Below are 20,288 nucleotides of genomic sequence, written 5' to 3' on the forward strand. Positions count from 1 at the left end.
TCACCGACGTTGTGCCTCTTCTTCGAGGTGCCCTGACTGTCTCTACCATCCCCCATTTGGCCCTGGAGAGTGCACTCGGGGTCGGCCATTGGGCCCATTGGCGGCACTCAGTGCCGTCAATCTGCTCATCCTGCCCCGTTCGTCGCTGAACCGGAAGAGCTCTGTGACCTTCATGACTCGTTTGATCGATCATTTTTTGCGATGACCCTCGCCCGGCGCCCGAAAGGCCCCCTTCGGGCATCGGACGGGCCCCCGCGCCCCGGCGGGAGGCGGTCGTTCACGGGCCGGAGAGCCGGAAGTCCAGGGCCGTGCACCGGCGTCCCGCGGACACCGTACGCACCGCCTGTCCTATCGCCTTGCGCGAACCGACGAGAACCACCAGCTTCTTGGCCCGGGTGACCGCCGTGTAGAGCAGGTTGCGCTGGAGCATCATCCAGGCGCCCGTGGTCACCGGGATCACCACCGCCGGGTACTCGCTGCCCTGGGAACGGTGGATGGTCACGGCGTAGGCGTGGGCCAGCTCGTCCAGCTCGTCGAACTCGTACGGGACCTCCTCGTCCTCGTCGGTGCGCACCGTGAGCCGCTGCTCGACCGCGTCGAGGGAGGTGACGACGCCGACGGTGCCGTTGAAGACGCCGTTCTCGCCCTTGTCGTAGTTGTTGCGGATCTGGGTGACCTTGTCGCCGACCCGGAAGACCCGGCCACCGAACCGCTTCTCGGCGAGGTCCGGGCGGCCGGGGGTGATGGCCTGCTGGAGCAGTCCGTTCAGATGGCCCGCGCCGGCCGGGCCCCGGTGCATGGGCGCGAGGACCTGGATGTCCCGGCGCGGGTCCAGCCCGAATCTGGCCGGAATCCGACGGGCCGCCACGTCCACGGTGAGCCGCCCGGCCTCCTCCGTGTCGTCCTCGACGAAGAGGAAGAAGTCCTTCATGCCGTCGGTGACCGGGTGCTGCCCGGAGTTGATCCGGTGCGCGTTGGTCACCACCCCGGACTGCTGGGCCTGGCGGAAGACCTTGGTGAGGCGGACCGCCGGCACCGGGCCCCGGTCGGCGAGCAGGTCCCGCAGCACCTCGCCCGCGCCAACGCTCGGCAGCTGGTCGACGTCGCCGACGAAGAGCAGATGGGCCCCCGGGGGCACCGCCTTGGCCAGCTTGTTGGCGAGCAGGAGGTCGAGCATGGAGGCCTCGTCCACGACGACCAGGTCGGCGTCCAGCGGCCGGTCCTTGTCGTAGGCCGCGTCGCCGCCGGGCTTGAGCTCCAGGAGCCGGTGCACGGTGGAGGCCTCGGCTCCGGTCAGCTCCGCCAGCCGCTTGGCGGCGCGGCCGGTCGGCGCCGCGAGGACCACCTTGGCCTTCTTGGCGCGGGCCAGCTCCACGATCGAGCGGACCGTGAACGACTTGCCGCAGCCCGGGCCCCCGGTCAGCACGGCGACCTTCTCGGTGAGCGCCAGCCGGACCGCGGCCTCCTGCTCGGGGGCCAGGTCCGCGCCCGTCCGCCCCTTCAGCCAGGCCAGCGCCTTGTCCCAGGCCACGTCACGGAAGCCCGGCATCCGGTCCTTCTCGGTGCGCAGCAGACGCAGCAACTGGGAGGAGAGCGAGAGTTCGGCGCGGTGGAAGGGGACCAGATAGACCGCGGTCACCGGCTCGCCGCCGTCCGGGGCGGGGACCTTCTCCCGGACGACTCCGGGGTCCTCGCCCTCCTCCGCGGGGGCCGCCAGCTCGGACAGGCACTCGATGACCAGGCCGGTGTCCACCTGGAGCAGCTTCACCGCGTCCGCGATCAGCCGCTCCTCGGGCAGATAGCAGTGCCCCTGGTCGGTGGACTGGGACAGCGCGTACTGCAGGCCGGCCTTCACACGCTCCGGGCTGTCGTGCGGGATGCCGACGGACTGGGCGATCTTGTCGGCGGTGAGGAAGCCGATGCCCCAGACGTCGGCCGCCAGGCGGTAGGGCTGGTTCTTCACGACGGAGATCGACGCGTCGCCGTACTTCTTGTAGATGCGGACGGCGATCGAGGTGGAGACCTCGACGGTCTGGAGGAAGAGCATGACCTCTTTGATCGCCTTCTGCTCCTCCCAGGCGTCGGCGATCCTGCCCGTGCGCTTGGGGCCGAGGCCGGGGACCTCGATGAGCCGCTTCGGCTCCTCCTCGATGATCCGCAGGGTGTCCAGGCCGAAGTGCTCGGTGATGCGGTCGGCGAAGACGGGTCCGATGCCCTTGACCAGGCCCGAGCCGAGATAGCGGCGGATGCCCTGGACGGTGGCCGGGAGCACCGTCGTGTAGTTCTCCACGGTGAACTGCTTGCCGTACTGCGGGTGGGAGCCCCAGCGGCCCTCCATGCGCAGGGACTCGCCGACCTGGGCGCCGAGCAGGGAGCCGACCACGGTGAGCAGGTCGCCGGCGCCCCGGCCGGTGTCGACCCGGGCGACCGTGTAGCCGTTCTCCTCGTTGGCGTACGTGATGCGTTCGAGCACGCCTTCCAGCGTGGCCAGTCGCCGCTCGCCCGTCTGGGCGGCCCCCGCCTGATCGCTCATGGGCCGACGGTACCGCCCGCCACCGACAGCGTTCCGGGGCCCGCGGGGGACTCACCCCCGCGGGGACCGCACGCGCGGGTCCGCACATGTTTCGAGGGGCCCGGTCCGTCGACCGGGCCCCTCGGTTTCCCCACCCTCATCAGAACCCCCGCGATCCCCCCGGATCCCCCTCCAAAGGTCCTGATGCCACGTACGACCCGCGAGTGCCCGGAAGGGTTGCACGAACTTCCGAAGATTTTTTCCGGGGGCCGCGCGGGAGCGGATCACCGCTGGTCCGGGCCCTGTCGGGAATGGATCCGGCCTCGTTCCGACGGGTCCCGGGCCGCCTTCGCCGGGGATCCGGAACGCTAACCCGCGTACTTCAGGAACCGTTCCGCGGTCTCCGCCAGCACCTCGCGGCCGTCCCTGGCCCACAGCCCCTCGTTGAAGAGTTCGACCTCGACGGGTCCGGTGTACCCGGCCGCCTCGACCAGGCCGCGCCACAGACGGAGGTCGACCGAGCCGTCCCCGAGCTGGCCGCGGCCGACGAGGACGCCCTCCGGAAGAGGGGTGGTCCAGTCGGCGAGCTGGAAGCTGTGGATACGGCCCCCCGCCCCGGCGCGGGCGATCTGGTCGGGCGCCGTGTCGTCCCACCACAGGTGGTAGGTGTCGACGGTGACGCCGACCTGCTCGGCGGGGAAGCGTTCCGCGAGGTCGAGGGCCTGCGCGAGGGTGGAGACCACGCAGCGGTCGGCCGCGTACATGGGGTGGAGCGGTTCGACGGCGAGTCGCACCCCGCGGGAGGCGGCGTAGGGGCCGAGTTCGCCGAGCGCGTCGGCGACGCGCTCGCGGGCGCCGTGGAGGTCCTTCGAGCCCGGCGGCAGACCGCCGGAGACCAGGACGAGCGTGTCGGTGCCGAGGGCCGCGGCCTCGTCGACGGCGGCCCGGTTGTCGTCGAGCGCGCGCGCCCGCTCCGGCGGGTCCAGTGCGGTGAGGAAACCGCCCCGGCACAGGGTGGTGACCGCGAGACCCGCCTCCCGGACGAGTCGAGCGGTGGCGTCCAGGCCGTACTCCCGTACGGGTTCGCGCCACAGGCCGACTCCCGGGACACCCAGTTCGAGGCAGCCCTCGACCAGTTCGGGGATCGACAGCTGTTTGACCGTCATCTGGTTGACGGAGAGACGGGCGAGGCCGGTCATGAGGACACTCCGTGGAGGGCGAGCAGGGTCTTCATCCGGGTCTCGGCGCGTTCCGGATCGGGGAACAGGCCCAGCCCGTCGGCGAGTTCGTAGGCACGGGCGAGGTGCGGCAGGGAACGGGCCGACTGCAGGCCGCCCACCATCACGAAGTGCTCCTGGTGGCCCGCGAGCCAGGCCAGCAGGACGACCCCCGTCTTGTAGAAGCGCGTCGGCGGCCGGAAGAGGTGGCGGGCCAGTTCGACGGTGGGGTCGAGGAGTTCACGGAAACCCTTCGCGTCGCCGGTGTCCAGAACGCGTACGGCCCCGGCGGCGAGGGGGGCGAGCGGGTCGAAGACGCCGAGCAGTGCGTCGCTGGAGCCGTGCTCGTCGCCGGCGATCAGCTCGGGGTAGTGGAAGTCGTCCCCGGTGTAGCAGCGGACGCCGTCCGGGAGGCGGCGGCGCAGGGCGATCTCCCGCCCGGCGTCCAGCAGGGAGACCTTGACCCCGTCGACCTTGTCCGGGCGGGCGGCGATCACCTCGAGGAAAACCTCCGTCGCCGCGTCCAGATCTTCCGATCCCCAGTAGCCCTCCAGGGCCGGGTCGAACATCGGGCCCAGCCAGTGCAGGATCACCGGGCCGGCGGCCTGGCGCAGCAGATGGCCGTAGACGTCCAGGTAGTCCTCGGGTCCGGTGGCGGTCCGGGCGAGGGCGCGGGAGGCCATGAGGACCGGCCGCGCGCCCGACTCCTCGACGAGGGCGAGCTGTTCCTCGTAGGCGGCCCGCACATCGGCGAGCGCGGCGGGGCCGGTGAGCTGGTCCGTGCCGGCTCCGCAGGCGATCCGGCCGCCGACGGCCCTGGCCTCGGCGGCCGATCTGCGGATCAGTTCTGCGGCCCCGGCCCAGTCCAGGCCCATCCCCCGCTGGGAGGTGTCCATCGCCTCGGCGACCCCGAGGCCGTGCGCCCACAGATGGCGCCGGAAGGCGAGGGTGGCGCCCCAGTCGACGGCGGCGGGATCGTCGGGCGAGACGTCCGCGTACGGATCGGCGACGACATGGGCGGCGGCGAAGACCGTACGGGAGAGAAGAGGCCCGCCCGCAGGGTGCGGGGCGAGGGGTTTGGTACGCGGCTCGTAGGTCCGCAACCGCCCTTCCCCGTCAGGGAGTCGGATGCTCACAGCGCGATCTCCGGGACGTCGAGGCGGCGGCCCTCGGCCGAGGATCTCAGGCCCAGTTCGGCTAGCTGGACGCCGCGGGCGCCGGCGAGGAGGTCCCAGCGGTAGGGGGCGTCGGCGTAGACGTGCCGCAGGAACAGCTCCCACTGGGCCTTGAAGCCGTTGTCGAACTCGGTGTTGTCGGGAACCTCCTGCCACTGGTCGCGGAAGGAGTAGTCGGCCGGGACGTCCGGGTTCCAGACCGGCTTGGGGGTGGAACCGCGGTGCTGGACCCGGCAGTCGCGCAGTCCGGCGACGGCCGACCCCTCCGTGCCGTCAACCTGGAACTCCACGAGCTCGTCACGGTGGACGCGCACGGCCCAGGAGGAGTTGATCTGGGCGACCGCGCCGCCCTCCAGCTCGAAGATCCCGTAGGCGGCGTCGTCGGCCGTGGCGTCGTAGGGCTTGCCGCGCTCGTCCCAGCGCTGCGGGACGTGGGTGGCGGTGAGGGCCTGTACGGAGGTGACCCGGCCGAAGAGTTCGTGCAGGACGTACTCCCAGTGCGGGAACATGTCGACGACGATGCCGCCGCCGTCCTCGGCGCGGTAGTTCCAGGAGGGACGCTGGGCGCTCTGCCAGTCGCCCTCGAAGACCCAGTAGCCGAACTCGCCGCGCACGGACAGGATCCGGCCGAAGAAGCCGCCGTCGACCAGGCGCTTCAGCTTGAGCAGGCCGGGGAGGAAGAGCTTGTCCTGGACGACACCGTGCTTGACGCCGGCGGCGTGCGCGAGACGGGCCAGCGAGAGCGCCCCGTCGAACCCGGTGGCGGTCGGCTTCTCGGTGTAGACGTGCTTTCCCGCCGCGATCGCCTTCCCGAGGGCCTCCTCCCGGGCGGAGGTCACCTGGGCGTCGAAGTAGAGGTCGACGGACGGATCGGCGAGCACCGCGTCCAGGTCGGTCGACCAGTGCGCGAGACCGTGCCGCTCGGCGAGCGCCTTCAGGGCGTCCTCGCGACGGCCCACCAGGACGGGTTCGGGCCACAGCACGGTGCCGTCGCCGAGATCGAGGCCGCCCTGGTCGCGCAGGGCGAGTATCGAGCGGACGAGGTGCTGGCGGTGGCCCATGCGTCCCGTCACGCCGTTCATGGCGATCCGCACCGTCTTGCGTGTCACGTCTGTCCCTCCGTACGCCTCGGGCGCCGCGCACGCTTCCAGGTGAACGTGACAGCAAGCGCTTTCTATGCAAGAAGAAGCTAGCCTCTGTGCAGCGGTATGGACAAGACCACCGCGAAGACGAGTTGTTCGAGGGGGCGAACAACGGGGGCCGATGGCCGTATGGTCTGCACGAACCCTGCCCACAGGAAGCGGCGCACCCGGCCTTCTACTCCGTGTTCGACGCCGTACGACGAGACATCACCAGGCACGACGACGTACGCAGTGGTACGACAAGGCGCGACCGGAGGACGACGAGATGACGGTGACCCTGGCGGATGTGGCGGCCCGCGCGCAGGTCTCTCCCGCGACGGTGTCGCGCGTACTGAACGGGAACTACCCGGTGGCCTCCTCCACCCGCGAGCGGGTACTGCGCGCGGTGGACGAGCTGGACTACGTGCTGAACGGACCGGCGAGTTCGCTGGCCGCGGCCACCTCCGACCTCGTCGGCATCCTGGTCAACGACATCGCCGACCCGTTCTTCGGGATCATGGCGGCGGCCATCCAGTCGGAGATCGGCGGGCCCGGGGGGCGCGCGGGCGGGGAACGGCTCGGGGTCGTCTGCAACACCGGCGGCTCGCCGGAGCGCGAACTCACCTATCTCACACTGCTGCAGCGCCAGCGCGCCGCCGCGGTCGTGCTCACCGGCGGTGCCATCGAGGACACGGCGCACGCGGGCGCCGTCGCCGCCAAGCTGCGCAAGCTCCACGAGGCGGGCACCCGGGTCGTGCTGTGCGGCCGGCCGCCCGCGCCGGAGGCGCCCGACGCGATCGCGCTCACCTTCGACAACCGCGGCGGCGGCCGGCAGCTCACCGAGCATCTGATCGGGCTCGGGCACCGGCGGCTCGGGTACATCGCGGGTCCCGAGGAACGCACGACGACCCGCCACCGCCTGGAGGGCCACCGGGCGGCGCTCGACGCCCACGGCGTCGAGGACGACCCCCGGCGCACCGTGCACGGCCGCTACGACCGCCGGTCCGGTTACGAGGCGACACTCGAACTCCTGCGCCGCGACCCGTCGTTGACGGCCGTCGTGGCCGCGAACGACACCGTCGCGCTCGGCGCGTGTGCCGCTCTGCGGGATTCCGGGCTGCGGATCCCCGGGGACGTGTCCGTGGCCGGCTTCGACGATCTGCCGTTCAGCGTGGACGCGGTGCCGGCGCTGACCACCGTGCGGTTGCCTCTCTCCGAGGCGGGGGCGCGGGCCGGGCGGATCGCGATGGGGCGGGAGGAGCCGCCGCCTGGGGGGATCGCTACGGTGCGGGGGGAGTTGATGGTGCGGGGGTCGACCGGGGTTCCCCGGGGGTGACCTCTCCTTCCCGGCCCGCCGTTCTCCCGTCCCGGGGTGTTCAGGACACCCGGGGTCGGGCCCCTTGCTCGACTCACCCGGCGCCGGGGCCCCAGGTACCCCAACTCCGCGAAAGGACCCGGGGTTCATTACCCACCGCACAAGCTTCTTTCGCCCCCTCCGCCCCTACCCAACCCCTAACCAGGGGCTCCGCCCCCGGACCCCCGCTCCTCAAACGCCGGAGGGGCTGAAGTTCTCCCCTGACCAGGGAGCTGGAACAGGTCCCGCACCCGAAAGGTGAGCCGGGGAGAAGGCACCCCCTGGGGCTCCGCCCCGGACCCCGCTCCTCAAGCGCCGGAGGGGCTGATTTCCTCCCCCGCTCCCGAAAGGCGGGCTGCGTGCAGCTGGGACAGGTCCCGCACGTGAAAGGCGGGGCGAAGGACGATCACGTCTGGGGCCCGCGTCGGACCGCGTTCCTCGGACTCCCCAGCAGCCGGAAAGTGGCCAGTAGGGGTCAGAGTCGCGCGCGTGAGGGACTGAACCCGAGCCGTCACGCGCCCGCTCGCCGGGATTCGGCGGGAGGGGACGGGCCGGTTCATCGATGCCCGTCGCCACTAACGTCCACGTCTCCGTCCGACGGCGACGGGCTGATGTACCGGCGCGGCCCCGACCCACCCACCGGACCCGAACCGTAGGCGTGAGGGCCTCGCGGGTTCTATGCTCGAAGCGGTATCTCTGACTGAGTCAGACAGCCGACCTCAGGGGCCGACCATGACCGTCCAGGACATCCGCTCCTTCAACCGCTTCTACACGAACGTCATCGGCGCCCTCGACTACGGCCGCCACCTCTACGCCCCCTACACCCTCACCGAATCCCGCGTCCTCTACGAACTCGCGCACACCCCCGAAGCCGACGCCGCCGACCTCCGCACCGAACTCTCCCTGGACTCGGGCTACCTGAGCCGCATCCTGAACAAGTTCGAGCAGGACGGCCTGGTGGAGCGCACCACCTCCGACAGGGACCCCCGCCGCCGCCGGATCACCCTCACCACCCCCGGCCGCGAAGCCGCCGCCCTCCTCGACGAGCGGGCACGCCAGACGGTCGGCACGCTCCTCGCGACCGTGCCGCCCGCCGACCGGCCCCGCCTCGCCGAGGCGATGCACACGGTCCGCACCCTCCTGGGCGGCGCCCGCACCGGACCCCGCCCCGAGGACGTCCTCCTCCGCGAGCCGGGCCCCGGCGACCTCGGCTGGATCGTGCAGCGCAACGCGGCCCTGTACGCGGCCGAGTACGGCTGGAACGCCGACTACGAGGGCCTGGTCGCCCGGATCGTCGCCGACTTCGCCGAGGACCACGACCCCCACCTGGAGCGGGTGTGGATCGCCGAACTCGACGGCCGCCCCGCCGGCTGCGTGATGTGCGTACGCGACGACGCCCCCGGCACCGCCCGCCTGCGCCTGCTGCTCGTCGAGCCGGATACCCGCGGCCTGGGCATCGGCGACCGCCTCGTCGGGGCCGTGGTCGAGTTCGCCCGCGGCGTCGGGTACCACGACCTCGTCCTGTGGACGAACGACGTCCTGTCCGCCGCCCGGCGCATCTACCAGCGCCACGGCTTCGTCCTGGTCGCCGAGAAACCGCACCGGTCCTTCGGCGCCGACCTGACGGGCCAGGACTGGCGCCTGGACCTGCGCGCCACCCGTGACTGACACACCCACACCCCACCACGCCCCCACTGCCCTCACCACCCCCAGACCGCCACCCCCACCATCCGCACCACCCGCACCACCCACCCCACCCGCACCACCCACCCCACCCCGACACCGCTCAGAGCCCGAACAGACGTCCGCCTGTCCGGAGTCCGGACAATCCGTCCGCGCGCTGAACGAAGCCGCATCGCAGAGTTAACTCAAATACCAACCGGAGGGAACCGCTCACGCAACCTGAGTGCGGGACGTTACTCATCCAAGTAACCCGTTCCCAGGGGGAGTTGGCATATATGCAAGGCACCGTTGACGGCTTCGCGTACGGGGCGGTGACTCCGGCGGCCTCCTACCTCGCCGCCGGTGTGAGCAGCGCCCTGGGGCTGCGCTGCGTCGTCCGATCTCTGCACAACCGCCAGTCGTGGAAGCCCGGTTGGCTGGCACTGGGCGCGGCGACCATCGGCTGCGGCATCTGGACCATGCACTTCGTCGCGATGGTCGGCTTCCGGATCCAGGGGATCCCGATCGACTACGACCTCCGTCTGACCTCATTGAGCCTCGCGATGGCGATCGTGACGGCGGGCGTCGGCGACTTCGCCGTGGGATACCGCGGAGCCACCCCGGTCACGCTGACCGCGGCGGGCGTCCTCACCGGGCTCGCCGTGGTGGGCACGCACTACACCGGAATGGCCGCGCTGGAGCTGAACGGGACCCTGAAGTACGACTCGCTGATGGTCGTGGCCTCCGTGGTGCTGGCCGTCACCGCCGCGACCGCGGCACTGTGGACGGCCGCCTCCTACCGGGGTTTCCCGGCCGCCCTCGGCGCCAGTCTCCTCATGGGCGTCGCCCTGACCGGAACCCACTACACGGGCATGGCCGCCCTGTCCGTGCATCTGCGCGGAGCGACCGACGCCTCGTACATGAGCGGGTTGTACGGCAACAGCTCACCGGCCTCGATCCTGCTGCCGCTGCTCATCGGACCGGTGGTCTTCCTGATCCTGTCCGGGGTCGTGGTGATGTTCGACCCGCAGCTCGTGCTGGGCGACGGGGACTGGAGCCGGGCCACCCCGCGCCGGCGCCGGAACACGGCGGGTGTGCCGGAGCGGCCCGCGCAGCCCCCGCAGACCGCCTCGCTCTTCGAGCCCCGGGACCAGCCGGTGGGCCGGCACGCGGGTCCGCGCGGACACTGAGCCGCGCCGCGCCGTCCTCACGCCGGCCGAGGACGGCGCGCCCCCACACCCTCACCCCAAAACGGCCCCCACCGCCCCAGCTCCCGCCTCATCCCCAGCTCCAGCTCCAGCTCCAGCTCCAGCTGCCGCCCCCTTCCCAGCTTCGGCCCCCCGGGCCATAGCCCCCGCCACCCGCGCGGCCAGCCGCTCCCTGCACTCGGGCCACTCCCCCGCCGTCACCGAGAAGATCGCGGAGTCGCGCAGCAGGCCCTCCTCGCCCGGGGCCCAGGAGCGCGACCAGTTGCGCAGCACGCCCTCCAGACGGGCACCGGTGGCAGCGATCGCCGCGCGGGAGCGGGCGTTGCGGGCGTCGGTCTTCAGATCCACGCGTGCCACGCCCCACTCCTCGAAGGCGTGCCCGAAGAGCAGGAGCTTGGACTCGGCGTTCAGTCCGGTGCCCTGGGCCGAGGACGCGAGCCAGGTGAAGCCGACCTCGACGGCGTCGAGCCGGTCGTCCGACCGCCAGCTCCGCGGCTCCCAGTACGAGGTGGCGCCGACCGCCCGCCCGGAGGCGAGGGAGATCTGCGCGTAGGGCGCGAGCATGCCCGTCGCGGCACGGGCGAGCTGCGCGTCGACGTAGTCCGCGACCTCGTGCGCCCGGGGCACCCAGGTGAACGCGTACGAGTCCCGGTGCTCCTCCGCCGCCTCGGCCAGGTCGGCCGCGTGCCGGTGGCCGAGCGGCTCCAGCCGTACCAGCGCGCCTTCGAGGACCGGCCCCTCCAACTGGAATCCCAACGCCCCGCGTCCTTTCGCCGATCCGGTCGTGTCCGCTGCGATTCCTACGCGGCCCGGGCGGCGGGTGTCCAGCGGTTATACGTCCTCGACGGTGCCGGCGAGCCGGGCGCGTTCGGCGGCCAGGACGGTGAGATGGCTGGCGAGGGACTCCCGGGGACCGGACTTCACGAGGCCGGCGTTGCCGGTGGCGACGGCGCCGACGAAGGCGTCCATCAGGCCGGCGTCGCCCCCGCCGTGGCCGCCCGCCGCGTCCATGGCGCCCACGGTGTCCAGGTCGACGGCCTCCTCGGTCCGGGTCAGGAAGTCGTAGACGCTCAGGCTCTCTCCGTCGCCGCGCAGTTCGCCGCGGGTCCCGAAGATCCGGGTACGGCGGTCGGCCTGTTCGGTGAAGGCGGTCATGGTGAAGGTGGCGGTGGCCCCGGAGGCGAACTCCATCGACACCACCTGGTGGTCGACCACGTCGTTGTCGCAGGCGTACACGCAGCGCCCGTAGGGGCCTTCGCGCAGGGCGGTCTCCAGGGCCTCGGGGGTGAAGTCGTCGACGACCACGCTCAGCGGCCAGCGGTGGTCGCCGCGGGCGAGCCGGTCGCCGTACTCGCGCCGGGCGGAGTAGGGGCAGGTGTGCTCCACGGCGCAGTCGAGACAGCGGTCGGCGGCGCCCTCGGGCCTGTTCTCGGGCCGGAAGTGCGAAAGGCGTCCGAAACTGGAGACGCGGACGGGGGGTTGGCCGAGGACGTACTGCAACCAGTCGATGTCGTGGCAGGACTTGGCCATCAGCATGGTCGTGGCCCGTTCCGTGCGGCCCCAGTTGCCCCGTACGAAGGAGTGGGCCTGGTGCCAGAAACCAACCGGCTCCAGGTGCTGGACGTTGACGACGTCACCGAGCCGGCCGGAGTCCACGGCCTCCTTCACGGCGCGGGTGTACCGGGTGTAGCGCAGGACATGTCCGACCGAGAGGATCACCCCGGCCTTCTCCACCGCGTCGACGATCCGCCGGCACTCGTCCTCGGTGAGGGCCATCGGCTTCTCGAGCAGGATGTGGTAGCCGAGGGCCGCGAACTCCAGGACGGGTTCCAGGTGGTCGCGGTCGAGGGTGCAGATCAGTACGGCGTCGGCGATCCGGCCACGGGCGGCCAGCACCCGCCAGTCGTCCACCGCGGCGTCCGGTTCCACCCCGTGGGCGGCCGCGAGGCGCTCGCGCCGGGTCCGGCGGGGTTCGGCGACGGCCACCACCCGGGCGCGTCCCGGATGGTCGAGGGCCCAGCGGGCGTGACCGGTGCCCCGGTCCCCGGCACCGACGACGGCGAGTGTGACTACGGGGGCGACGGAGTGCATCGTGGACCGCTTTCCCAGTCGGGTAGCAGGCGCGGTTGGCGCCGTCCGTCCGGAAACTATCCGTCCCCGATCTCCCCGACAAGACCGCGGCGGCGCTCACCCCACAGCCCGGCGGCGGGGACCGGGCGGCTGTCTCCATGCCCGATCGCGGCTGCCTCCGCACCCGCTCAGGCCTGCCTCCGTGCCCGCCGAGGGCTGTCTCCGAGCCCGCTCAGCGGTCCTCTCCGGCCGCGGCCCAGGCCCCGAACACCTCGTGGAAGGCGGGGAACGTCTTGCGGACGCAGCCGGGGTCGTCGAAGCCGATGCCCGGGACGCGCAGCGAGGTCACCGCGAAGGCCATCACGATGCGGTGGTCGCCGTGGGTCCTGATCTCGGCGGCGGCCGGGACGCCCGGGTGGATCTCGATCCAGTCCGGACCGGTCTCCACGCGGACGCCGAGCGCCCTGAGGTTCTGCGCGCAGGCCTCCAGCCGGTCGCACTCCTTGACCCGGGTGTTGGCGACGTCCTCGATGCGGACGGGTCCGGAGGCGAAGGGCGCGATCGCGGCGAGCGTCGGCATGGTGTCGGAGATGTCCCGCATGTTGACGGTCAGACCGCGCAGTTCGCCGTTGCCCCGCACGGTCGTGCGGTCGGGCCCGGTCTCCACGTGCGCGCCCATGCGGCGAAGGACGTCGACGAAGCCGAGGTCGCCCTGGAGCGCCCCCGCGCCGAGGCCGTGGACGGTGACCTCGCGGCCGGTCAGGGCGGCCGCCGCGAAGAAGTAGCTCGCGGTGGAGGCGTCGGGCTCGACGGGGTACGTGGTGGCCCGGTAGCCGCCGGGCGCCACCTCGAAGACATCCCCGTCCACCGTCACCTCCGCCCCGAAGGCGCGCATCATCGCCAGGGTGATGCCGATGTACGGGGCGGAGACCAGGTCGGTGACCTCGATGCGCAGGCCGGTGCGGGTCAGCGGGCCGAGCAGGAGCAGGGCGGTGAGGTACTGGGAGGACTGGCCGGCGTCGAGGGTGACGGTGCCGCCCTCCACCCCGGACGCCGTGATGCTCAGCGGGTGGTGGCCCTCCGCCTCCTCGTGCCGGAGGTCCACGCCCAGGTCGCGCAGTGCCCGTGACAGGGGTCCGAGCGGCCGGCGGCGCATCTGGGCGGAGGCGTCGAAGCGGTAGGTGCCGTGGCCGGCCGCGGCGAGGGTGGGCAGGAAGCGGGCCGTGGTGGCGCCGTCGCGGCAGTACACGTCGGCCCGGTCCGCCGCCGGACCCTCCGGGCGGCCGTCGATGTGCCAGCTGTCCGGGGTCCGGCCGACGCGGTAGCCGAGCCGGGTCAGGCCCTCCGCGAAGCCCTCGGTGTCGTCCGAGCGGAGCGGGCGGACGAGGCGGGTGACGCCGTCCGCGGCCGCGGCGAGGAAGAGCGCGCGGGCGGTGATGGACTTGGAACCGGGGATGTCGACGACGGCCATGGGGTCATGCTGGCGCCCCGGCCCGCTCCGGCGCTGGAACGTCCGCCGACTGGACGACGCGTGGCGTGCGCGAGGTGAGCGCCACCCCGCCGACGAGCAGGGCGGCCGCCGCCCAGCGCAGCGGGGAGACGCCCTCGTGCAGGAACAGCGCCGCCGAGGACATCCCGAAGACCGGGACGAGCAGCGAGAAGGGCGCGACGGTGGACGCGGGGTGCCGGTGCAGCAGCCAGCCCCAGGCTCCGAAGCCGAAGACGGTGGTGATCCAGGCGACATAGACGACGACTCCGGCGCCCTGCCAGTCCAGGTCCCTCAGCGCGGCGAGGTCGCGGGAGGGTCCCTCGGTGAGGAGGGAGAGGCCGAGCAGCGGCAGGACGGGGACGGTGCTCACCCACACCATGAAGTTCAGCGGGTCGGGCGGGGACGCCTTGCGGGTGAACACGTTGGACAGTCCCCAGCAGGCCGCCGCCGTGATGACCAGGGCGAAGGCGCCGAGGGGGCCGGAGGTGCCCTCGTCGACGGCGGCCACACCCACACCGGCGAGGGCCACCGCCATGCCGCAGAGCCGGACGCGGCCGGGGCGCTCGCCGAGGAGGGCGAAGGCGAGGACGGCGGTGAAGACAGCCTGGATCTGCAGGACCAGGGAGGACAGTCCGGCGGGCATTCCCGCGTCCATGCCGATGAACAGCAGCCCGAACTTCGCGACGCCGAGGACGAGCCCGACCGCCACGATCCACTTCCACGCCACCTTGGGACGGCCGACGAAGAACACGGCGGGCACGGCCGCCACCAGGAAGCGCAGGGCCGAGAAGAGGAGGGGCGGGAAGTGGTCGAGTCCGATCTCGATGACGGTGAAGTTCACGCCCCAGACGGCGGCGACGAGGACGGCGAGGCTGATGTGTGCGGGTCGCATGCGTCGAGCATCGGATGCCACCACCATGTAGCACCAGCGCGAATGTCTGCATGGATGGATGAAGCGATGCTTACGTAAACTGGAGTGCGGCCGAGCCGGGGTCCGGGAGGCACCGGTCGGCGGCCCGTCAAGGACCGGGAGGCGTCCATGCTCGATCTCCAACGGCTGCGTGCCCTGCACGCGGTGTCGGTGCACGGCACCGTCGGCGCCGCCGCGGCCGCGCTCGGCTACACGCCGTCCGCGGTGTCCCAGCAGATCGCGAAGCTGGAGCGGGAGACCAGGACCGTGCTGTTGGAGCGGCGCGGACGCGGGGTCCGGCTCACCGAGCAGGCCGAGCAACTCGCCGGCACGGCACAGGAGTTGCTGGCGATCGTGGAGCGGGCCGAGACCGAGCTGGAGGAGCGCCGGGGGATGCCGGCGGGGCGGCTGACGGTGGCCGCGTTCGCCTCGGCGGCCCGTGGCCTGCTGCCCGCGGTCCTGGCCGATCTGGCCACCCGTCACCCGGCCCTGGACACCCGGCTGACGGAGGTCGACCCGCATCTGTCGGTCGACCTGGTCGCCCGGGGTGCGGTGGACCTGGCGGTGGCGCACGACTGGGACATCTCGCCACTGCCCGCCCCGCCGGGGGTGGAGCAGGCGGTGATCGGGGACGACCTGTGCGATCTGCTCGTCCCGGCCGGACATCCCTTCGCCGGGCGGGCGTCGGTACGGCGGGAGGACCTGGGCGGCCAGCGGTGGATCTGCCAGCCGCCGGGGCGGGTCTGCCACGACTGGCTGGTGCGGACGCTGCGGGCGGCGGGGAGCGAGCCGGACATCGTGCACCAGGCCGAGGAGAATCCGACCCTCATCGCCCTCGTGGCCGCCGGTCTCGGGGTCGCCCTGATTCCGCGGCTCGGCCGGGGCGCCCTCCCCGAAGGGGTGGTGGAGGTGCCCCTCGACCCGCTGCCGGTCCGTCGGCTGTACGCGCTGTGGCGTGCGGGTGCGGCCCGGCGCCCGGCGATCGCCGAAACGGTCCGCACCCTCCAGTCCCACTGGCCCACAGTCTCGACCCACCCCTGACCTCAGCCTTCCGGCCCCAACAGCCTTTCCTCGCCCCCTCCGCCCCTACCCAACCCGTACCCAGGGGCTCCGCCCCGGCCCCCCCCGCTCCTCAAACGCCGGAGGGGCTGAACTTTCCCCGGCCGGGACCGGAAGGTCGCCGGGGCGGGGCTGGAGAGTTTCCCTGGCCGGGACTGGAAGGTTTCCCCGGCCGGGACTGGAAGGCTGCCGGGGCCGGGCGCTGGACCTCAGCCACGATTCAGCGGTACCCGGCGACGCACGTGAGGGGACGTGCCGGTACATCGATGCCCGTCGCCACTAACGTCCACATCTCTGTCCGACGGCGACGGGCTGATGCACCGGCTCGGCCCCGACCCACCCACCGGACCGGACCCGCCCGACCCGGCGCGCCCTGTGCACACCCTTGACTGGAAGAAACTTCCCGGATAATCGTGGCTCCTCGGAAGTTTCCTTCACGAGGGAAGGAGCGCTTGTGCGCGACTCCAGCACGGGAAGCACCGCAAGACCGTCCGGGCCGAGCGACCCGGACAGACCGTCAAGCCCCTCCCGGCGTACGGTCCTCGCCGCCACCGCGGGCATCACCGCCGCCCTGGCCGCAGGCCCCCGCGCCCACGCGGCGGAGGCGCCCCCCACCCACCCGGGCTCCGACAAGGCCCTGCGCGCCCTCATCTCCCGTATGACACTGGAGGAGAAGGTCGGCCAGCTGTTCGTCATGCGGGTGTACGGCCATTCGGCCACCGCACCCGACCAGGCCGACATCGACGCCAATCTCAAGGAGATCGGCGTCCGCACGGCCGCCGAGCTGATCGCCAAGTACCGCGTCGGCGGCATCATCTACTTCGCCTGGGCGCACAACACCCGCGACCCGCACCAGATCGCCGCACTGTCGAACGGCATCCAGCGGGCCTCGCTGGACCAGCCGCGCGGTCTGCCGGTGCTGATCTCCACCGACCAGGAACACGGGATAGTGGCCCGGGTGGGCAAGCCCGCGACGCTGTTCCCCGGCGCGATGGCGCTGGGAGCGGGCGGTTCGCGGGCCGACGCCCGGACGGTGGGCCGCATCAGCGGGGCCGAACTGCGCGCGATCGGCATCAACCAGGACTACTCCCCCGACGCCGACGTGAACGTCAACCCGGCCAACCCGGTGATCGGCGTGCGCTCGTTCGGCGCCGACCCGCAGGCGGTGGCGGACCTGGTGGCGGCCGAGGTGAAGGGGTACCAGGGCTCGGGGGTCGCGGCCACGGCCAAGCACTTCCCCGGCCACGGCGACACCGCCGTGGACAGCCACTTCGGCTTCCCCGTCATCACCCACAGCCGCGAGCTCTGGTCGGAGCTGGACGCGGTGCCGTTCAGGGCGGCGATCCGCGCCGGGATCGACTCGATCATGACCGCGCACATCATGGTCCCCGCGCTCGACCCGGCCGGCGACCCGGCGACCCTCTCCCACCCGATCCTCACCGGCATCCTGCGCGGCGAACTCGGCTACGACGGCGTCGTCGTGACGGACGCGCTCGGCATGGAGGGCGTGCGGACGAAGTACGGCGACGACCGCGTGCCGGTCCTCGCCCTGAAGGCCGGTGTCGACCAGCTCCTCAACCCGCCGGACCTGGGCGTCGCGTGGAACGCGGTGCTGAACGCGGTGCGCGGCGGGGAGCTGACCGAGGCCCGGCTGGACGAGTCGATCCTGCGCATCCTGCGGCTCAAGGCGCGACACGGGGTGCTGAGCGACCCGTTCGTCGCCGACGCGGAGGTCGACCTGGTGGTCGGCATCCCGGAACACCTCAGGGCCGCCGACCGGATCGCCGAGCGGACGACGACGCTGCTGGTCAACAAGGAGAAGCAGCTCCCGCTGTCCCGGCGGCGCACCCCGAGGGTGCTGGTGGTGGGCGCGGACCCGGCCTCGCCGTCGCTGTCCGACGGGCCGCCCACGACGGTCGCCGCGGCCGCGCTGGGCGAGCTGGGCTTCACGGCGACGGCCCTGTCGACGGGTACGGCGCCGTCGGCCGCCACGATCGACAGGGCGGTCGCCGCGGCGGCCGGAGCCGACGCGGTGGTCGTCCTGACCTACAACCTGACGGCGGCGGGGTCCCAGAAGACCCTGGTGGAACGGCTGGTGGCCACCGGTGTCCCGGTGACCGCGGTCGCCGTCCGCAACCCGTACGACATCGCCCAGATCCCGGGGGTGGGCGCCTTCCTGGCCTCCTACTCCTGGACCGACGTCGAAGTGCGCGCCGCCGCCCGGGTGATCGCCGGCCGGGTGGACCCGCGCGGCAGGCTGCCGGTGCCGGTCCAGCGGGCGGACGACCCGGCGCAGGTGCTGTATCCGATCGGGTACGGACTGCGGTACTAGGGCGTGTTGCGAAAGCCCCGTCCGCCCGATCGCACCGAACCCGGGGCCGGGCCCAGCCGTGTGAACACGGCAGGCCCGGCCCTCGGCCCGCCCGTGTGAACACGGCAGGCGCGGCCCCCGGTCCGGCGGCTACGGGCGCAGGGTCATGTCCCGTTCGACGTCCCGCCGGTCCAGCTTCGCGTCGAAGCGCGCGAGCGGCCGGGCCTTCGACGGGTTCGCCCGGACGGCCGCGGGGGCGACCCCCGCCCAGTCGAGGATGCGGGCGGTGGCGAGCGCCTTCTCGTCGGCGACGAGCCCGGCGACGTTGGCGCCGTGGTTCAGGCCCGGGGCCGTGAAGACGTAGGAGTCGCGCGCCTTGGGTCCGGGGCGGAATCGCTCGGCGCCCCAGGGGTCGTTCTGGCCGTAGACGAACAGCATGTGGTGGGCGTGCCGGCGGACCCAGCCGTCCACGTCCCGCATCGCCGAGGGCTGGAACTTCATGGGGATGGAGCGCGGCACGAAGTTGCGCGGCGGCTGGTAGCCGTAGCGGAGGTACTTCTTCTCGATGTACGGGAAGTGGATGGTGGGCGCGCCGAGTTGGGTGCCCGCCTGGTAGTAGTACGGCGTGTAGGTCTCCAGGCCCTGGTCGGTGTAGGCGGAGAAGCCGGAGATGGCGTCGACGGAGTTCCAGATGTCGTCGTCGCTCGCGTGGGCGGCGTCCGCGGGGATCGTGTCGCAGTCCTTGAGCAGGCTGTACTGCCAGAAGCCCCACACGTAGTCGAGCACGACCGCCTCGTAGGCCTTGTCGAGCCCGCCGATGGTGGTGAAGGTGTAGCCGTTGTCGGCGGCGTAGGCGGCGTACTTCTGCTCCAGGGGCGCCCGGCGCACCAGGGCCTCGCGCTGCACGGCGTTCAGCCGGTCGCGGCACTCCTTGGTGCCGACCTGCGTGAAGAAGCGGTCGTAGGCGGAGTCCTCGTCGTTGACGACGTCGTTGGGCGCGACGTAGGCGACGACACCGTCCATGTCGCGGGGGTAGAAGCGCTCGTAGTAGGTGGCGGTCATGCCGCCCTTGGAGCCGCCGGTGGAGATCCACCGCTGCCCGTAGACCGGCTTCAGCGCCTGGAAGATGCGGTGCTGGTCACTGGCCGCCTGCCAGATGTCGAGCTTGGACCAGTCGGCCGGGTCGGGCCGGGACGGCGTGAAGAAGCGGTACTCCATCGAGACCTGGTTGCCGTCCACGATCTGGGTCGGCTCGCGCCAGCTGGGCGTGGTCGAGACGTTGTAGCCGCCGGTGTAGAAGACCGTCGGGCGCGCGGTGTCCTTGTGCAGTACGGTGATCCGCTGCTGGAACGTGCCCTTGGACGGGTGCCGGTGGTCCACGGGCTGGGTGTAGTTCAGGACGAAGAAGCGGTAGCCCGTGTACGGCTTCTCCTGGACGAGGCTCATGCCCGGGATCGCGAGCAGCCGGTCCAGGATGTCCTTGCCGTCGTCGGCCGTTGATGCCCGGCCGGCCGTTCCGGTGGTGCCGTGGGCCTCCGGCGGGCCGGCGGTGGCCGTCCCGGCCGTGCTCAGTGTGCCGATGAGCACCGTGAGCACGAGCAGCCCTCTGAGCGCCTTGCGCATGCACCCTCCCCTGGGAATACGCAGTTGTCCGCCGGAACCTAACGGAGCAACTCCCGTGACACCAGGGGTTCTTGGGTCATCCGTGCGTCAGCACAGGATCCAGCCGGAACTCACCGATCCCGAGCCGACGGAGCCCTTGATGCGCACGCAGCGGTGGCCCGCGTAGAGCGTCACCGGGCCCGCGTGGTGCGCGAAGTGCCCGCGGTCCACCACCGGGCGGCCGCCGCGCGCCTGCACGCTGACGGACATCGCCTTGCGCGAGCCCCGCGCTCCGGGGAAGGTCACGGCGCACACATAGCCGCCGCGCTTGTACACCAGCACGGAACCGGTCGTGAAGGGCAGCGTGCGGACCTTGTGTCCGGAGCAGTAGGCGGGGGCGGCCTCGGCGCTGCCCGGGCTCATGAAGGCGAGCAGTCCGGCCGCGGCCATCACCGCCAGGCCGAGCGTCGAGCGTCGGCGTATCGCACCACTGTCCACTGTCGTCCCTCCCGCAGCAATCAGCGTACTGGTGTACGGACGCAGGACGGACGGCGGATGGTTGCGTACCGGTACGACTCCACGGCCGGGTCCGGGTCAC

Annotated in this window: 15 protein-coding genes; 5 read left to right on the forward strand and 10 right to left on the reverse strand. The window is 72.2% G+C overall.

Annotated features, from left to right (window positions below):
* Nucleotides 1-277: 277 nt before the first annotated feature.
* From recD2 to IO36_RS11515, 4 genes are all read right to left on the reverse strand, one after another.
* Nucleotides 278-2,533, reverse strand: a complete 2,256-nt coding sequence (gene recD2, locus IO36_RS11500; RefSeq protein WP_037619002.1) for an SF1B family DNA helicase RecD2 — start codon at nucleotides 2,531-2,533, stop codon at nucleotides 278-280.
* A 347-nt stretch (nucleotides 2,534-2,880) separates the two neighbouring features.
* Nucleotides 2,881-3,711 (reverse strand): sugar phosphate isomerase/epimerase family protein, encoded by an 831-nt coding sequence (locus tag IO36_RS11505; protein ID WP_037619005.1) that lies wholly within the window; start codon nucleotides 3,709-3,711, stop codon nucleotides 2,881-2,883.
* Complete coding sequence (locus tag IO36_RS11510) at nucleotides 3,708-4,865, reverse strand: dihydrodipicolinate synthase family protein (RefSeq protein ID WP_037619009.1); 1,158 nt, start codon at nucleotides 4,863-4,865, stop codon at nucleotides 3,708-3,710. The genes IO36_RS11505 and IO36_RS11510 overlap by 4 nt, the downstream gene beginning before the upstream one ends.
* Entirely contained in the window at nucleotides 4,862-6,013 is a 1,152-nt protein-coding gene (locus IO36_RS11515) for a Gfo/Idh/MocA family protein (RefSeq protein WP_037619012.1), read from the reverse strand. The genes IO36_RS11510 and IO36_RS11515 overlap by 4 nt, the downstream gene beginning before the upstream one ends.
* A gap of 298 nt (nucleotides 6,014-6,311) precedes the next feature.
* Here IO36_RS11515 and IO36_RS11520 point away from each other — a divergent pair, with 298 nt between their 5' ends.
* The 3 genes from IO36_RS11520 (at nucleotide 6,312) to IO36_RS11530 (ending at nucleotide 10,231) form a co-directional block, all read left to right on the forward strand.
* A complete protein-coding gene (locus IO36_RS11520; RefSeq protein ID WP_037619015.1) occupies nucleotides 6,312-7,361 on the forward strand; it encodes a LacI family DNA-binding transcriptional regulator in 1,050 nt (349 codons plus the stop codon).
* 750 nt (nucleotides 7,362-8,111) lie between these two features.
* The gene (locus IO36_RS11525; protein WP_037619018.1) at nucleotides 8,112-9,047 is read left to right on the forward strand and encodes a bifunctional helix-turn-helix transcriptional regulator/GNAT family N-acetyltransferase; all 936 of its coding nucleotides are present in this window, start codon (nucleotides 8,112-8,114) and stop codon (nucleotides 9,045-9,047) included.
* Between the two features lie 290 nt (nucleotides 9,048-9,337).
* Nucleotides 9,338-10,231, forward strand: a complete 894-nt coding sequence (locus IO36_RS11530) for an MHYT domain-containing protein (RefSeq protein WP_051900317.1) — start codon at nucleotides 9,338-9,340, stop codon at nucleotides 10,229-10,231.
* 51 nt (nucleotides 10,232-10,282) lie between these two features.
* Here IO36_RS11530 and IO36_RS11535 read toward each other — a convergent pair whose 3' ends face one another.
* The 4 genes from IO36_RS11535 to IO36_RS11550 all read right to left on the reverse strand — a co-directional run bounded on the left by IO36_RS11535 (nucleotide 10,283) and on the right by IO36_RS11550 (nucleotide 14,700).
* Nucleotides 10,283-11,005, reverse strand: a complete 723-nt coding sequence (locus IO36_RS11535; protein ID WP_078943124.1) for a GNAT family N-acetyltransferase — start codon at nucleotides 11,003-11,005, stop codon at nucleotides 10,283-10,285.
* A 75-nt stretch (nucleotides 11,006-11,080) separates the two neighbouring features.
* Entirely contained in the window at nucleotides 11,081-12,340 is a 1,260-nt protein-coding gene (locus IO36_RS11540) for a Gfo/Idh/MocA family protein (RefSeq protein ID WP_037619020.1), read from the reverse strand.
* A 211-nt stretch (nucleotides 12,341-12,551) separates the two neighbouring features.
* Entirely contained in the window at nucleotides 12,552-13,790 is a 1,239-nt protein-coding gene (aroA, locus tag IO36_RS11545) for a 3-phosphoshikimate 1-carboxyvinyltransferase (RefSeq protein ID WP_037619024.1), read from the reverse strand.
* A 4-nt stretch (nucleotides 13,791-13,794) separates the two neighbouring features.
* Nucleotides 13,795-14,700, reverse strand: a complete 906-nt coding sequence (locus IO36_RS11550; protein ID WP_037619026.1) for an EamA family transporter — start codon at nucleotides 14,698-14,700, stop codon at nucleotides 13,795-13,797.
* Nucleotides 14,701-14,847: 147 nt separating this feature from the next.
* Here IO36_RS11550 and IO36_RS11555 point away from each other — a divergent pair, with 147 nt between their 5' ends.
* Both IO36_RS11555 and IO36_RS11560 read left to right on the forward strand, forming a co-directional pair.
* Nucleotides 14,848-15,759: a LysR family transcriptional regulator gene (locus IO36_RS11555; protein WP_037619027.1), complete on the forward strand. Its 912-nt coding sequence runs from the start codon at nucleotides 14,848-14,850 to the stop codon at nucleotides 15,757-15,759.
* 472 nt (nucleotides 15,760-16,231) lie between these two features.
* A complete protein-coding gene (locus tag IO36_RS11560; protein ID WP_037619028.1) occupies nucleotides 16,232-18,109 on the forward strand; it encodes a glycoside hydrolase family 3 protein in 1,878 nt (625 codons plus the stop codon).
* Between the two features lie 129 nt (nucleotides 18,110-18,238).
* On the opposite strand, the gene IO36_RS11565 is transcribed toward IO36_RS11560, so the two are convergent.
* Entirely contained in the window at nucleotides 18,239-19,711 is a 1,473-nt protein-coding gene (locus tag IO36_RS11565) for a S28 family serine protease (RefSeq protein WP_037619031.1), read from the reverse strand.
* A gap of 87 nt (nucleotides 19,712-19,798) precedes the next feature.
* Nucleotides 19,799-20,188, reverse strand: coding sequence for a hypothetical protein (locus IO36_RS11570; protein WP_037619033.1), 390 nt, complete (start codon nucleotides 20,186-20,188; stop codon nucleotides 19,799-19,801).
* Between the last annotated feature and the right edge of the window lie 100 nt (nucleotides 20,189-20,288).

Origin of the sequence: Streptomyces aureus (assembly GCF_000725495.1) — a bacterium.
GTDB classification, from domain to species: domain Bacteria; phylum Actinomycetota; class Actinomycetes; order Streptomycetales; family Streptomycetaceae; genus Streptomyces; species Streptomyces aureus_B.